General features: G+C 60.6%; 11 protein-coding genes. All 11 read right to left on the bottom strand.

Going from position 1 to position 15,080, the window contains the following annotated elements:
• Positions 1–63: 63 nt before the first annotated feature.
• Positions 64–3,348, bottom strand: coding sequence for a transglutaminase family protein (locus FIV38_RS04500; protein ID WP_092233069.1), 3,285 nt, complete (start codon positions 3,346–3,348; stop codon positions 64–66).
• A gap of 237 nt (positions 3,349–3,585) precedes the next feature.
• The gene (locus FIV38_RS04505) at positions 3,586–4,044 is read right to left on the bottom strand and encodes a hypothetical protein (RefSeq protein ID WP_092233066.1); all 459 of its coding nucleotides are present in this window, start codon (positions 4,042–4,044) and stop codon (positions 3,586–3,588) included.
• On the bottom strand, positions 4,041–4,961 hold the full coding sequence (locus FIV38_RS04510; RefSeq protein WP_092233063.1) for an Ssp4 family T6SS effector: 921 nt from the start codon (positions 4,959–4,961) through the stop codon (positions 4,041–4,043). The genes FIV38_RS04505 and FIV38_RS04510 overlap by 4 nt, the downstream gene beginning before the upstream one ends.
• Before the next feature lie 250 nt (positions 4,962–5,211).
• Complete coding sequence (locus FIV38_RS04515; RefSeq protein WP_029300547.1) at positions 5,212–7,515, bottom strand: YgiQ family radical SAM protein; 2,304 nt, start codon at positions 7,513–7,515, stop codon at positions 5,212–5,214.
• A gap of 212 nt (positions 7,516–7,727) precedes the next feature.
• Complete coding sequence (gene dnaB, locus FIV38_RS04520; protein ID WP_017138451.1) at positions 7,728–9,125, bottom strand: replicative DNA helicase; 1,398 nt, start codon at positions 9,123–9,125, stop codon at positions 7,728–7,730.
• A 110-nt stretch (positions 9,126–9,235) separates the two neighbouring features.
• Positions 9,236–9,682 (bottom strand): 50S ribosomal protein L9, encoded by a 447-nt coding sequence (gene rplI, locus FIV38_RS04525; RefSeq protein WP_003171376.1) that lies wholly within the window; start codon positions 9,680–9,682, stop codon positions 9,236–9,238.
• A gap of 18 nt (positions 9,683–9,700) precedes the next feature.
• Positions 9,701–10,594 (bottom strand): YybS family protein, encoded by an 894-nt coding sequence (locus tag FIV38_RS04530; RefSeq protein ID WP_092233060.1) that lies wholly within the window; start codon positions 10,592–10,594, stop codon positions 9,701–9,703.
• Positions 10,595–10,630: 36 nt separating this feature from the next.
• Positions 10,631–10,861 (bottom strand): 30S ribosomal protein S18, encoded by a 231-nt coding sequence (gene rpsR, locus FIV38_RS04535; protein WP_003171373.1) that lies wholly within the window; start codon positions 10,859–10,861, stop codon positions 10,631–10,633.
• 29 nt (positions 10,862–10,890) lie between these two features.
• Complete coding sequence (gene rpsF / locus FIV38_RS04540) at positions 10,891–11,313, bottom strand: 30S ribosomal protein S6 (protein ID WP_003217491.1); 423 nt, start codon at positions 11,311–11,313, stop codon at positions 10,891–10,893.
• A 307-nt stretch (positions 11,314–11,620) separates the two neighbouring features.
• On the bottom strand, positions 11,621–12,376 hold the full coding sequence (gene rlmB / locus FIV38_RS04545) for a 23S rRNA (guanosine(2251)-2'-O)-methyltransferase RlmB (RefSeq protein WP_032862039.1): 756 nt from the start codon (positions 12,374–12,376) through the stop codon (positions 11,621–11,623).
• Entirely contained in the window at positions 12,373–15,003 is a 2,631-nt protein-coding gene (gene rnr / locus FIV38_RS04550) for a ribonuclease R (RefSeq protein ID WP_070996432.1), read from the bottom strand. The genes rlmB and rnr overlap by 4 nt, the downstream gene beginning before the upstream one ends.
• Between the last annotated feature and the right edge of the window lie 77 nt (positions 15,004–15,080).

A 15,080-nucleotide genomic window follows, 5' to 3' on the forward strand; every position in this document is an offset into this window, starting at 1 on the left:
ACTCACAAACACTGCAAATCTACTGTAGGAGCGGGCTTGCCGGCTCCTACCGTAGGTTTGTGTTTAGTTATTTTTATGGGGAAAACGCCGTAGGTCCAGGGTCATAGGCAGTTCATCGTTGATCACCACCGGGGGTATCGGCAACTTCCCGGGGCTATGCCCCAAGCGGAAAAAGCGCGCCATGCGCCGGCTCTCCGCTTCATTGGCATTGACCGGCAGGCTGTCGTAATTGCGCCCGCCCGGATGGGCCACGTGGTACTGGCAACCGCCCAGGGAGCGCTGCATCCACGTATCGAGCAGATCGAATACCAAAGGTGCGTGCACTGGAATGGTCGGCTGCAGGCAGTTGGCCGGTTGCCAGGCGCGATAACGTACGCCCGCGACGAACTCGCCCACCCGGCCGGTGGCGTGCAGCGGCACGGCCACGCCGTTGCAGGTCAGCACATAGCGCTGGGGTGGCAAGCCGCTGAGTTTCACCTGCAAGCGCTCAAGGGATGAATCCACATAGCGCACCGTACCGCCCGCTGCGCCCTCTTCACCCAGCACATGCCAGGGCTCCAGGGCCTGGCGCAGTTCCAGCTCGATACCGCTGACGGCATAGTCGCCGACCTTGGGAAAACGGAACTCCAGGTGTGCGGCAAACCATTCGGCACGCAGCGGATAACCGGCCGCGTTGAGTTCGACGATCACGTCGGCAAAATCCTGCTCGATAAAGTGCGGCAGCAGGAACCGGTCGTGCAGCTCCGTGCCCCAGCGCGCCAGCTTTGGCGGCGCGTAGGGCTCACGCCAGAAGCGCGCCACCAGGGCTCGCAGCAACAACTGCTGGGTCAGGCTCATGCGTGCGTGGGGCGGCATCTCAAAGGCGCGCAGCTCCAGCAAACCCAGGCGGCCGGTGGCGCCGTCGGGGGAGTAGAGCTTGTCGATGCAAAACTCGGCGCGATGGGTGTTGCCGGTCACGTCGATCAGCAGGTTGCGCAGTAAGCGGTCCACCAGCCACGGCGGGCATTCCTCTCCCGGCGCGGGCATCTGCGCGAAGGCGATTTCCAGTTCATACAACGCATCGTTGCGCGCCTCATCCACCCGTGGCGCCTGTGAGGTAGGACCGATAAACAGCCCGGAAAACAGGTACGACAAGGACGGGTGATTGTGCCAGTAGCTGATCAGGCTGCGCAGCAGGTCCGGGCGGCGCAGGAACGGCGAATCCTTGGGCGTGGCGCCGCCCAGCACGAAGTGGTTGCCGCCGCCGGTGCCAGTGTGGCGCCCGTCGATCATGAATTTTTCGGTGGTCAGGCGAGTTTGCCGGGCTTCCTCATAGAGGAACTCGGTGCGCTCCACCAATTCATCCCAGGTCGTCGATGGCTGCACGTTGACTTCGATCACGCCTGGGTCGGGCGTGACGCGGAAGTTGCTCAGGCGTGGGTCGCTCGGCGGCTCGTAGCCTTCCAGCAGCACCGGGCAATGCAGTTCCTGGGCGGTGGCCTCGATGGCAGCCACCAGTTCCAGGTAGTCCTCGACCCGCTCCAGGGGCGGCATGAACAGGTAGAGCCGCCCCCCGCGCGCTTCGGCACACAACGCGGTGCGGGTCAGCCAGTCAGCGGACTCGTCGACCTTGGGCACACGCTCGTCGATGGGGGCGGGCTCGCCAGGCGCTGGCGCGGTGAAGGGCAGCTCCGGCAGGTCCTGATTGGGGTCGGTCGGATGCACAAAGGGGTAGTCTGCCGCCGTCACCCAAGGCTGTGAGGCCAGGGGCAAGCGATAGCCCAGCGGCGAATCACCCGGTACCAGCCGGCAATGGCTGTCGCGCAGGTACCACCGGCCACTCTGCCAGCGATCATTGGCCGCCGTGCGCGCCAGGGGCAGCACACGGCCGATGACTTTATCCAGGCCCTGGCTGAATACCTTGCGCAGGCGTTCGCGCTCCAGCCCATCCTCCAGGCGTGAATCCTCGGCGCTGACGTTCTGCGGCAAGGCACCTTCGCGCCACAGGTAGTAAAAATTGTCCTCGAAGGCCGGGAATACATAGCGCGCGGGGAGTTTCAGGCGCTCGGCAATGCTCGCCAGGAAGCGCCCGGCCATCACGTCATCGGCGCCGTAGTCTTGCTGCTCGTCGGCAATCAACGCGTCGTTGTGCCAGACCGGCACGCCATCGCGGCGCCAATGGCAATTGAGCGACCAACGCGGCAGTTGCTCGCCGGGGTACCACTTGCCCTGGCCGAAGTGCACCAGGCCCTTGGGCGCGTAATGCTTGCGCATGCGCTGGAACAACTCGGCAGACAGCCGGCGCTTGTCCGGGCCGAGGGCGGCGGTGTTCCATTCGGCACCGTCGGGGTCGTCGATGGAAACAAACGTCGGCTCGCCGCCCATGGTCAGGCGCACATCGTCCTTGAGCAGGTCGCCATCGATCTGCCGGCCCAGGGCCTGGATCGCCAGCCATTGCTCTTCGGTGTAGGGCTTGGTCACCCGGGGGGCTTCCCAGATGCGCTCCACGGACATTTCGTGGGTAAATTCGCACTCACACGGTTCCACCAGCCCACTGATCGGGGCGGCGGACGATGGATCGGGACTACAGGCCAGCGGAATATGGCCTTCACCGGCGAACAACCCGGAGGTGGCATCCAGGCCAATCCAGCCGGCGCCGGGCAAATACACCTCGCACCAGGCGTGCAGGTCGGTGAAGTCCACCTCGGTGCCAGACGGGCCGTCGAGGGCCTTGACGTCGGCGGTGAGCTGGATCAGGTAACCGGAGACAAATCGCGCCGCCAAGCCCAGGTTACGCAGCAATTGCACCAGCAGCCAGGCCGAATCGCGACACGAGCCGGAGGCGTTTTCCAGGGTGAATTCCGGGGTTTGCACGCCCGGCTCCATGCGGATCAGGTAGCCGATATCCGCCGCCAGGCGCTGGTTGAGACCGACCAGGAAATCCACGGCCGGCAGCGGCGTACGGTCGATAGCGGCCAGGTACGCGGCAAATTTTGGCGTCAGCGGCAGGGTTTCCAGGTACGGCGCCAGCTCGCGCTGCTCATCGGCGGCGTAGCTGAAAGGGATTTTTTCGGCGTAGGGTTCAAGGAAAAAGTCGAACGGGTTGAACACCGCCATCTCGGCGACCAGGTCGACTTCGATGCGCAGCTCATCGGTTTTTTCCGGGAACACCAGGCGCGCCAGGTAATTGCCCTGGGGGTCTTGCTGCCAATTGATGAAGTGCTGCTCGGGCAGCACCTTCAGCGCATAGGACAGGATCCGCGTGCGGCTATGAGCCGCCGGGCGCAGGCGCACAATCTGCGGGCCAAGCTCCACCGCACGGTCGTAGCGGTAATGCGTAACATGGTGCAACGCGACATGAATCGACACGGCGGCCTCCTGCGAGCCAGGGCATGGAAACAAAGCGCGCAAGACTTATGCCAGAGCGGCGGTCATTACGCTTTATCGAGGGACCCGGTGCAGTACAGCACCAAAACGGCGCGAGAGTGAACGCCGTGGTGCGAGGGTTGCACATATTTGTGGCGCAAGTGCGGGGCGCAGTGGTGAATCTACCCAATCAACGCTTTTTGCGCGTTGCGATAAAACCGGTTATCGAAGGCGACGCCTTCACACGCGACTACTCGATCTAGCGGTTGATTTGACAGACTGCCGAATGCGACGGATTCCAACGAGTTTTGTACGCATCTCTCGTTGGACGTTGCTGTTAAGTGTCAGTAATCCAAGGAGTGGGAATAACAGCGCCAACCCGTAGAGACCTTTATGAGGCTGGTACTGAACCATTGGAACTACAAACACCAGACAGGCGAGGTAAATACCGACCATCACCCACACCCAGGAGGGTCGGCCCCGCAAAATCATAAAGTTGCTATGGACCGTCAACAGAATGAGCAGCGCCCCGACCAACATGATCTTGAGCCCCACTTGAGCCAGCGGCACATCACGAAAATAAGTGACGAACGCCAGCGCCACAGCCAACGCCAACGAAAAATACGCAGCGAATACGCCACCCATAAACGTCAGAAAGTATTGCCTAAAAAAGTCTCGCAACGTCATTAGCTGGTTCATTCGTTTATTTCCTCGTACAGCCCTATCGCGATGGTATTGACGTTTCCGGAGTACGCACTCCCGCCAAACCCTACGCTTGCGCCCAGGACATCCTTGATCTGGGTAGTGGTGCTGTGCTTGAGCTGCGTAGGGGTGAAACGCTTGGTGAGTTCACCCGACGCCTGCTTCAATTTGAGCATCTTCGCAGTCAAGCTGGGATGGTTAATGCTGAGTAGCTCTTTCGTGAGCTTGGCTCTTTCCTGGCGATTCAACCCGCGAAGCACGTCACGCAGACTCTTGCCCGTCGATGCTTTGGCGGCCCTGACCAGCTTGACCGTCGTCAGGGCCGAAGCGCCCACGCCTGCCAGTGATACTGCGTCCAGCACAATGGAAGCATTCTGGTACCAGCCCTCACTGTCGAGCCAATCCTTTACCTCAGGCTTGGCGACCTCCAGCGCCGTTCGAGCAATGCCGTTGAAACACTGAAGCGAACTTGCACCGGCAGCCGCATATCCCACCACAACGATGACGGAACTGGCACCGCCACTGAAAGGCACCAGAATTGTTCCACTGGCGATCGCAGCCCAACTGATGACAGCCCCCAAGCAGGAGACTCCGGTATTTACGGCTTCGCCAATCAGTCGGGATTCTCGAGGATTGCTCACGACATGTTGGGCAAACTGCGTCGGCGCGATGTACTTCTGCGCCTCACGCAAAATGATGCGCTTGGGCTTGATGCTGCAGATCGGCTTGAACTCGCGCAGGGTAATGACATTGAAGTCAGCGTCGATGTACACCACCCCCGCGCCGACGATGCCGGGGTCGGCGTCGATGGCGGCGAACAGGCGTGGGAGGTTGATCTGGCTTTCGATGCGCTGGCGCGCCATGAACTGGGAGCGGTTGGAGTCCATGCCGATGTTGAGCAGGGGGTTGCTCATGGGGTGTTCTTCCTTGAAGGGTTCGAGTGACCGCAGAGGCCTCATTTCTGTAAGAGCGAGCTTGCTCGCGAGAAACTCACAAGCGCCGCGTTTGTCCAGGCAGCTCGCGTTATCGTTGACGTTTTTCGCGAGCAAGCTCGCTCCTACAGGTATGGCAGCTTAACGGGCGCCACCTTAACAAACAGGTTCCCCACCCGCTAGAAAGCAAAACGCCAGCACGAGGCTGGCGTTTTGCATGTTCAGGCTGCGATCAACGCGGTACGACCGGCTTGCGCGCAGGCTTGCCGCCCTTGCCCTTCGCCGCATCAGCGCGCTCCTTGGCCGCCTGCTTGTTGCGTGCCTGGGCCGCGGCCTTGGCTTGTTCGCGCTTGTCCCACGGGTTGCTGCCGTCGCTGCCGCGAGGTGGCAGGCCGGTGTGCTGGGTGAGAATCCTGGTGGTGGTTTCCTTGGCGACCTTATGGCTGCCCACCGGCGTCGAGTTCTTGCGACGGGCACTCTGGTAGCTGTCGGTGGACGGCTGGTGCAGCGGGATCAACTGGTCCTTGCCCGACCCGATCAAGTCGGCGCGGCCCATGCGGGTCAATGCTTCACGCAGCATCGGCCAGCCCTTCGGGTCGTGATAGCGCAAGAACGCCTTGTGCAGGCGGCGCTGGTCTTCGCTCTTGACGATGGTCACCGCGTCGCTCTTGTAGGTGACCTTGCGCAGCGGGTTCTTGCCCGAGTGGTACATCGCGGTGGCGGTGGCCATTGGCGAGGGGTAGAACGCCTGCACCTGGTCGGCGCGGAAGCCATTGCCCTTGAGCCACAGGGCCAGGTTCATCATGTCTTCATCGGTGGTGCCCGGGTGGGCCGCGATGAAATACGGGATCAGGTACTGTTCCTTGCCCGCTTCCTTGGTGTACTTCTCGAACATGCGCTTGAACTTGTCATAGCTGCCGATGCCCGGTTTCATCATCTGGTTGAGCGGACCTTCCTCGGTGTGTTCCGGGGCGATCTTCAGGTAACCACCGACGTGGTGGGTCACCAGTTCCTTGACGTACTCCGGCGACTCGACAGCCAGGTCGTAGCGCAGGCCGGAAGCGATCAAAATCTTCTTCACACCCGGCAATGCACGGGCGCTGCGGTACAGCTGGATCAAGGAGGAGTGGTCGGTGTTCAGGTTCGGGCAGATGCCGGGGAACACGCACGATGGCTTGCGGCACGCGGATTCGATTTCCGGGCTCTTGCAGGCGATGCGGTACATGTTCGCGGTAGGGCCGCCGAGGTCGGAAATCACCCCGGTAAAGCCCGGGACCTTGTCGCGGATCTCTTCGATCTCGCGAATGATCGACTCTTCGGAACGGTTCTGGATGATCCGGCCTTCGTGCTCGGTGATCGAGCAGAAGGTGCAGCCGCCGAAGCAGCCACGCATGATGTTCACCGAGAAGCGGATCATGTCGTAGGCCGGGATCTTCTCCTTGCCGTACACAGGATGCGGGACACGTGCGTAAGGCATGCCAAACACGTAGTCCATTTCTTCGGTGGTCATGGGAATGGGCGGCGGGTTGAACCACACGTCTACTTCGCCATGCTTCTGCACCAGGGCGCGGGCGTTGCCTGGGTTGGTTTCCAGGTGCAACACGCGGTTGGCGTGGGCATACAGCACCGCGTCGCCACGCACTTTCTCTACGGAAGGCAGGCGGATCACGGTCTTGTCGCGGGTCATGCGCGGGCTGGCCAGGATCTGTACGACCTTGGCTTCTTCCGGATCTTCAACCGGCCCCTTTTCCTGCTCGATGGCGCAGGCCTGGGTGTCCTGGGTATTCACGTACGGGTTGATGATCTTGTCGACCTTGCCCGGGCGGTCGATACGGGTGGAGTCCACTTCGTACCAGCCGGCTGGCGTGTCACGGCGAATGAACGCGGTGCCGCGCACATCGGTGATGTCTTCGATCTTGTGGCCCCACGACAGGCGCTGGGCAACTTCGACGATGGCCCGCTCGGCGTTGCCGTACAGCAGGATGTCGGCGGTGGCATCGATCAGGATCGAGTTACGCACCCGGTCCTGCCAGTAGTCGTAGTGGGCGATGCGACGCAGGGAGGCCTCGATACCGCCGAGTACGATCGGCACGTTCTTGTAGGCTTCCTTGCAGCGCTGGCTGTACACCAGGCTCGCGCGGTCCGGGCGTTTGCCGGCCATGCCGCCGGGGGTGTAGGCGTCGTCGGAACGGATTTTCTTGTCGGCGGTGTAGCGGTTGATCATCGAGTCCATGTTGCCGGCCGCGACGCCGAAGAACAGGTTCGGCTCGCCGAGCTTCATGAAATCATCTTTGGACTGCCAGTTAGGCTGGGCAATGATCCCGACGCGGAAGCCCTGGGACTCCAGCAGCCGGCCGATGATTGCCATGCCGAACGACGGATGGTCAACGTAGGCATCACCGGTGACGATGATGATGTCGCATGAATCCCAGCCGAGCTGATCCATCTCCTCCCTGCTCATGGGCAGGAATGGCGCTGGACCGAAACATTCGGCCCAGTACTTGGGATAGTCAAATAACGGCTTGGCTGTTTGCATGACGGTGACCGGTGTTGAGATGAAAAATCGCGGGCGCGGAATATAGCACAAATTTTGACCAATTCCGACGGTAATGGTCGGAATTGTGGAGTGCCCTGAATTGTGAATGCTTTGCAATGTGGGAGCGGGCTTGCTCGCGAAAGCGGCGGATCAGTCAGTCGATATATTGACTGACACACCGCCTTCGCGAGCAAGCCCGCATTGGATGGCGCTTATTCGTCGTCGTCGAAGTTATAACTGCCCGGCGCCAGGTTTTCGAAGCGCGTGTATTTGCCGATGAAGGCCAGGCGGATAAAGCCGATCGGCCCGTTACGCTGCTTGCCGATGATGATTTCGGCAATGCCCTTGTGCTCCGTTTCGGGGTGATACACCTCGTCGCGGTACACGAACATGATCACGTCGGCATCCTGCTCGATCGCTCCGGATTCCCGCAAGTCGGAGTTCACCGGGCGCTTGTTTGGGCGTTGTTCCAGGGAACGGTTGAGCTGGGACAGGGCCACCACCGGGCAGTTGAATTCCTTGGCCAGGGCTTTGAGGGACCGGGAGATTTCGGAAATCTCGTTGGTACGGTTATCACCGCTGGAGCCAGGGATCTGCATCAACTGCAGGTAGTCGATCATGATCAGGGCGATGTCGCCGTGCTCACGCACCAGGCGCCGGGTACGCGCACGCATCTCGGAGGGGCTGATACCGGCGGTGTCGTCGATGAACAGCTTGCGGTCATTGAGCAGATTGACCGCCGAGGTCAGGCGCGGCCAATCGTCGTCTTCCAGGCGACCGGCACGCACTTTGGTCTGGTCGATCCGACCCAGCGAGGAAAGCATACGCATGATCAGCGATTCGCCTGGCATCTCCAGGGAGTACACCAGAACGGCCTTGTCGCTGCGCAACACGGCGTTTTCCACCAGGTTCATCGCAAAGGTGGTCTTACCCATGGATGGACGGCCGGCGACGATGATCAGGTCGGACGGCTGCAGGCCGCTGGTCTTCTCGTCGAGGTCGGTGTAGCCGGTGGAGATACCGGTGATGGCGTTGTCGGTGTTGAACAAGGTGTCGATACGGTCGATAGCCTTGGTCAACAGGTCGTTGACGCTGACCGGGCCGCCGGTTTTCGGGCGGGCTTCGGCGATCTGGAAGATCTGCCGTTCGGCTTCGTCGAGGATCTCGGCGGCAGTGCGGCCTTCGGGGTTGAAGGCGCTGTCGGCGATTTCGGTGCTGATGCCGATCAACTGGCGCAGGGTTGCCCGCTCGCGCACGATTTGGGCGTAGGCCTTGATGTTGGCGACGGATGGCGTGTTTTTCGCCAGCTCACCGAGGTAACCGAGGCCGCCGACTTGTGAGGTCTGGCCTTCCTTGTCCAGTTGCTCGGCCAGGGTCACCACGTCGATCGGTGAGTTCTGGTCGGCCAGCTTGGCAATGGCGCGGAAGATCAGGCGGTGGTCATGGCGATAGAAGTCACCGTCCGAGACTTGATCGAGCACGCGTTCCCAGGCGTTGTTGTCCAGCATCAAGCCACCGAGCACGGCCTGTTCGGCCTCGATGGAATGCGGCGGCACCTTCAGGGCAGCGGTTTGCAGATCGTATTGCTCAGGAGCTGAAATATCGTTCATGGCCACTTGGAATTAGGGGTGTGTAGAAAAACAAAAGGCACGACCTGTAAACAGGATCGTGCCCGATGTTAACTGGCTGACACGCGAGGTGCCAGTCAGTTAGGTGCTTCTTAAGCTGCTACCACGACAACGCGTACGGTGGCTTCAACTTCAGCGTGCAGGTGCACGGCTACGTCGAATTCGCCTACGTTGCGGATGGTGCCGTTCGGCAGACGAACTTCGCTCTTCTGCACTTCAACGCCGGAGGCGGTCAGTGCGTCAGCGATGTCGTGAGTACCGATCGAACCGAACAGCTTGCCTTCGTCGCCAGCGGTGGCAGTGATAGTCACTTCCAGCTCGGCCAGTTGGGCAGCACGGGTTTCAGCCGAAGCTTTTTTGTCTGCTGCGGCTTTTTCCAGCTCAGCGCGACGCTCTTCAAACGCGGCCAGGTTGGCAGCGGTTGCAGCGGTGGCTTTGCCGTATGGCAGCAGGTAGTTACGACCGTAGCCGGCCTTAACGTTTACTTTGTCGCCCAGGTTGCCCAGGTTGGCGACTTTTTCCAGAAGGATCAGTTGCATGTGAAAATCCTCTAACTTTTAACCTTCACCGTTCGCGTTATCGGCGTCTTTCGGCGCCAGACGACCGCGAAAATCAATCAGGCCGTCGACAATGGCCAAGACCACGAGTAACGGATAGATCAGTTGCATAAACAGCAACAGCGTCACGTACAACCCCACCAGCCAGAACTTGGCCAGGCGCTTTTGCGCCACCAGCCCGTGTATCAGGGCCAGCCCGGCAATCACCAGCGGTACGCTGCACAACGGCGTCAACATGGCCATTTGCGGGCCGAAGTTCGGCCCCACAAGCATGCACGCCAGCAGCAACATCGCTGGGCCTGCGGGGATTCTGATACTGCGAAACTCGCGACCAAAACCACCCGGGTTATACAACAACGCCTGCCAGTAGCGCCCAAGAATCAGGCTCAGCACACTGACGATCTGCAACAGTGCCGCTATCAGGCCGGTAAGGACCGGAGCAATCAGTGTGGCCATGCGCGCTCGCTCATCTACCGACAATTGATGGTAGAGATCCCCGAGGGCCAGTGGCAGGATTTTTACCAACTCCTGCGACAGCGCCTCGATTTGCGGGCGGAAAGCCGCGCCAAGCACCACTGAATACACCACTCCCAATGCCACGCTGACCAGCAGCGTACGGACCCAGGACTCACTTGCGCGCAGAACCAACGCAAGGCTCGAAGACCCCAGCAGTACCAGAAGTACCCGTGGATCGTCGAATTGCAGCCACCAGATCAAGGCCGGCAGCAACCCCAGGGCAAGGACGCCCAAGGCGTCCTTCAAACCGCGCCGCAGCAACACAAGGCTTCCTGCGGCAGCACCCAACCAATACAACAACGGCAACGCTGCACATCCAGCCACTACCAGAGTGGCCTGCACACGACCGCGCATGATGAACTCAGCTAAGGCGCGCATGCATTCAATCCCTTACTACTTGTCGACTGCCCGGTCTCAGCGGCCGTGGCTGTCGGTGTAGGCCAGCAGGGCCAGGAAGCGGGCGCGCTTGATAGCGGTGGCCAGCTGACGCTGATAACGAGCTTTGGTACCGGTGATACGGCTTGGAACAATTTTGCCGGTCTCGGATACGTAGGCTTTCAGAGTGTTGAGATCTTTGTAGTCGATCTCCTTCACTTCTTCAGCGGTGAAGCGGCAAAACTTACGACGACGGAAGAAACGTGCCATTTGATAGGCTCCTTAATAAGGTCCGTGGATTACTCGTCAGCGTTATCGCTGTTGTCGCTGTCATCACTATCAGCGCTTTCAGCGCCTTCGTGCTCAGGACGGTCGCGACGCTCACGGCGCTCACTGCGGTTTTCTTCAGCCTTGAGCATCTCGGATTGGCCGGTAACGGCTTCTTCGCGACGGATGACCAGGTTACGGATCACTGCATCGTTGTAGCGGAAGTTGTCTTCCAGCTCGGCCAGGGCCTTGCCAGTGCACTCAACGTTCAGCATCACGTAGTGAGCCTTGTGAACATTGTTGATTGCGTAGGCCAGTTGACGACGGCCCCAATCTTCCAGACGGTGGATTTTGCCGCCGTCTTCTTCGATCAGCTTGGTGTAACGCTCAACCATGCCGCCGACTTGCTCGCTTTGATCCGGGTGGACCAAAAAGATGATTTCGTAATGACGCATGAATGCTCCTTACGGGTTGTAGCCTGCCGCTCAAAAACGGTCAGACAAGGAGTGAATGACACTTAGGAATCTTGCCGCTGGGAGGCACATGCGTGCCCGCCGGGAAGGCAAGGGGCGCAATTGTAGAGAAGGGGAAGAAAGGGTGCAAGGCAATTGGTGATTATTTGAACAATCTTTCAAGCGATGCAAAACCAGTGTGGGAGCGGGCTTGCTCGCGAATACGTTAGGCCAGCCAACATTTATGGCGACTGACACTGCGCATTCGCGAGCAAGCCCGCTCCCACATTTGGACCTGCGTCAGGCCTGATTATTTCTTGGTCTTGGCCTTGGCGCCGCGCTGGCGCTGGGCTTCGAACAGGCAGACGCCCGTTGCGACTGAAACGTTGAGGCTGCTGACGCTACCGGCCATCGGCAAGTGCACCAGGTAGTCGCAATGCTCACGGGTCAGGCGACGCATACCCTTGCCTTCTGCCCCCATGATCAAGATGGTCGGGCCGGTAAGGTCCTGGTCATAGATACTGACCTCGGCCTCCCCCGCCGTACCCACGACCCACAAGCCGCGCTGCTGGAGTTTTTCCAGGGTGCGCGCCAGGTTGGTCACGGCCACCAGCGGAATCACTTCCGCCGCGCCGCAGGCAACTTTACGCACAACCGGCGTCAAGGTGGCCGACTTGTCTTTAGGCACGATCACTGCCAACGCACCGGCAGCGTCCGCCGAACGCAGGCAGGCGCCGAGGTTGTGCGGATCGGTCACCCCGTCAAGCACCAGCAACAGCGGCGCGCCTTCGGTGCGATCGAGCAGCTCGTCGAGCATCGCCTCGCCCCAGACCTGGCTCGGACTCACGTCCGCGACCACGCCCTGGTGCACGCCTTCGACCCAGACGTCCATTTCACGACGCTCGGCCTGGCCGATGGCAACCTTGTTCTGGTTGGCCAGCTCGACCAGCGCTTGCACGCGCGGCTCGCTACGACCTTCGGCCAGCCACACTTGCTTGACGCGCTTGGGATGGTGACGCAACAACGCTTCTACGGCGTGCACGCCGTAGATTTTTTCCAGACTCATGACTTGGCCTTAGGTTTGCGCGACCCGCCGCTTTTCGCAGGGGCCGAACCCGCCTTAGGCGGGCCTTTACGGTGCTTACTCGGTTTGCTCGACGGTTTGTCGGCGCCCTGGGACTTTCCCCCAGACGCCGCTTTACCACCGCTTTTGGCTTCGTTGAGCAACTGCTGCTTCAATTCGCGACTCTTGCGCAGCTCGGCGTTTTTCGCCGCGGCATCGCTAGGACGGTAAGCATCGCTGACCTTTTCCTTGGTCGACGAGCGACGAGCAGGCTTGGCGGCTGGCTCAGCTGCAGCGGCAGCTTTCGCCGGAGCGCCTTTTTTCGCCGGTGCTGCAGTTTCAGCACCACGCTTTTTGCGGCCAATCGGAGCGTCGATGGTTTTTTCAGCCATCTCGAAGTCGATCTTGCGTTCGTCGAGATCGACGCGCATGACCCGCACTTCGACGGTATCGCCCAAACGGAAGCTACGACCGGTGCGCTCGCCCGCCAGGCGGTGATGCACAGGGTCGAAGTGGTAGTAGTCACCCGGCAAGGCGGTGACGTGCACCAGGCCTTCGACGTAGATGTCGGTCAGCTCGACGAACAGGCCAAAGCCGGTCACGGCGGTGATCACACCCGGGAACGACTCGCCTACGCGGTCTTTCATGAACTCGCACTTGAGCCAGTTCACCACATCGCGAGTGGCTTCGTCGGCACGGCGCTCGCTCATGGAGCACTGCTCGCCCAACTGTTCCAGGGCCGCTTCGTCGTACGGATAGATCCGTGCCTTCGGAATGGTCATGGCACCGGCGCGCTTGACGTGCGGGGTGTTCTGCTTGGAATGGATCACGCTGCGGATTGCGCGGTGCGTGAGCAGGTCCGGATAGCGACGGATCGGCGAGGTGAAGTGCGTGTACGCCTCGTAATTCAGGCCGAAGTGGCCCTGATTGTCGGCGCTGTACACTGCCTGGCTGAGGGAACGCAGCATCACGGTCTGGATCAAGTGGAAATCCGGACGATCCTTGATGCTGGCCAGCAAAGCCTGGTAATCCTTCGGCGATGGGCCGTCCTTGCCTTTGTGCAGCGACAGGCCGAGCTCGCCGAGGAAGGCGCGCAGTTTTTCCAGGCGCTCCGGCGGCGGACCATCGTGGACCCGATACAACGCAGGAATCTCGTGCTTTTTCAGGAACTCAGCGGTGGCCACGTTGGCCGCCAGCATGCATTCCTCGATCAGCTTGTGCGCGTCATTACGGGTGGTCGGCGTGATCTCGGCGATTTTGCGCTCGGAACCGAAGATGATCCGGGTTTCCTGGGTTTCAAAATCGATCGCGCCACGCACATGACGTGCGCCCAGCAACACCTTGTACAGCGAGTACAGCTGCTTGAGGTGTGGGACTACGTCTGCATACTGGGTGCGCAAAGCCTTGGCTTCGCTGGTCTTCGGCGTCTCCAGGATGGTGCTGACCTTGTTGTAGGTCAGGCGCGCCTGGGAGTGAATCACCGCTTCGTAGAACTGATAGTCGGTCATTTCGCCGGTTTTCGAGATGGTCATCTCGCACACCATGGCCAAACGGTCGACTTTCGGGTTCAGGGAGCACAGGCCGTTGGACAGCTGCTCCGGCAGCATCGGGATCACGCGCTCAGGGAAGTACACGGAGTTGCCGCGCACCTGGGCTTCGTTATCCAGGGCCGAACCGATCTTCACGTAGCTGGATACGTCAGCAATCGCGACGAACAACTTCCAGCCGCCGGAGAACAGGCGCAGTTTGCCGGGCTTGGCTTCGCAGTAGACCGCATCGTCGAAGTCGCGGGCATCTTCACCGTCAATGGTGACGAACGGCAGATGGCGCAGGTCGATGCGCTTCTCTTTGTCTTTTTCTTCGACTTCCGGCTTGAGCTTGGCGGCTTCCTTGAGCACGGCCTCAGGCCAGACGTGCGGGATATCGTAGGTGCGCAGCGCAACATCAATTTCCATGCCCGGCGCCATGTAGTTGCCGACCACTTCGACGATATCGCCCTGTGGCTGGAAGCGCGGCGTTGGCCAGTGGGTGATTTTCACCTCGACAAACTGACCGACCTTGGCAGCGCCATTGCGGCCCGGGGTTACCAGCACTTCCTGCTGGACCTTCGGGTTATCCGGAATCACGAAGCCGATGCCGCCTTCTTCGAAGTAACGACCGACGATGGACTCGTGGGCACGGGACACCACTTCGACGATCACGCCTTCACGGCGACCGCGACGGTCCAGGCCGGACACGCGCGCCAGGGCACGGTCGCCATCGAATACCAGGCGCATTTGCGCCGGGCTCATGAACAGGTCATCGCTGCCATCGTCAGGGATCAGGAAGCCGAAGCCATCACGGTGACCGGCAATGCGGCCAAGGATCAGGTCGAGCTTGTCCACCGGGGCGTAAGTGCCACGACGGGTGTAGATCAACTGTGCATCGCGCTCCATGGCGCGCAGGCGGCGGCGCAGCGCTTCGACCTGGTCTTCGGTGGTCAGACCGAATTCTTCAACCAGCTGCTCGCGGCTAGCAGGCGAACCCCGATCGGCGAGATGCGCCAGGATCAGTTCGCGGCTAGGAATAGGGTTTTCATATTTTTCCGCTTCACGAGCGGCCTCGGGATCGAGGGACTGCCAATCGGCCATTAGAGAGTTTTCACCTTGTCTATATGTGGGTTAGTTTGGCATACGCGTATTGAAACGGGAAATTTCCAGCAATAACT

Source organism: Pseudomonas proteolytica (genome assembly GCF_007858275.1).
In the GTDB taxonomy this organism is placed as follows: domain Bacteria; phylum Pseudomonadota; class Gammaproteobacteria; order Pseudomonadales; family Pseudomonadaceae; genus Aquipseudomonas; species Aquipseudomonas proteolytica.

Excerpts from the sequence above, each read along its gene's own strand:
- FIV38_RS04505 (WP_092233066.1), bottom strand. The coding sequence starts at position 4,044 with ATGAACCAGCTAATGACGTTGCGAGACTTTTTTAGGCAATACTTTCTG.
- FIV38_RS04510 (WP_092233063.1), bottom strand. The coding sequence starts at position 4,961 with ATGAGCAACCCCCTGCTCAACATCGGCATGGACTCCAACCGCTCCCAG.
- FIV38_RS04515 (WP_029300547.1), bottom strand. The coding sequence starts at position 7,515 with ATGCAAACAGCCAAGCCGTTATTTGACTATCCCAAGTACTGGGCCGAA.
- dnaB (WP_017138451.1), bottom strand. The coding sequence starts at position 9,125 with ATGAACGATATTTCAGCTCCTGAGCAATACGATCTGCAAACCGCTGCC.
- rplI (WP_003171376.1), bottom strand. The coding sequence starts at position 9,682 with ATGCAACTGATCCTTCTGGAAAAAGTCGCCAACCTGGGCAACCTGGGC.
- FIV38_RS04530 (WP_092233060.1), bottom strand. The coding sequence starts at position 10,594 with ATGCGCGCCTTAGCTGAGTTCATCATGCGCGGTCGTGTGCAGGCCACT.
- rpsR (WP_003171373.1), bottom strand. The coding sequence starts at position 10,861 with ATGGCACGTTTCTTCCGTCGTCGTAAGTTTTGCCGCTTCACCGCTGAA.
- rpsF (WP_003217491.1), bottom strand. The coding sequence starts at position 11,313 with ATGCGTCATTACGAAATCATCTTTTTGGTCCACCCGGATCAAAGCGAG.
- rlmB (WP_032862039.1), bottom strand. The coding sequence starts at position 12,376 with ATGAGTCTGGAAAAAATCTACGGCGTGCACGCCGTAGAAGCGTTGTTG.
- rnr (WP_070996432.1), bottom strand. The coding sequence starts at position 15,003 with ATGGCCGATTGGCAGTCCCTCGATCCCGAGGCCGCTCGTGAAGCGGAA.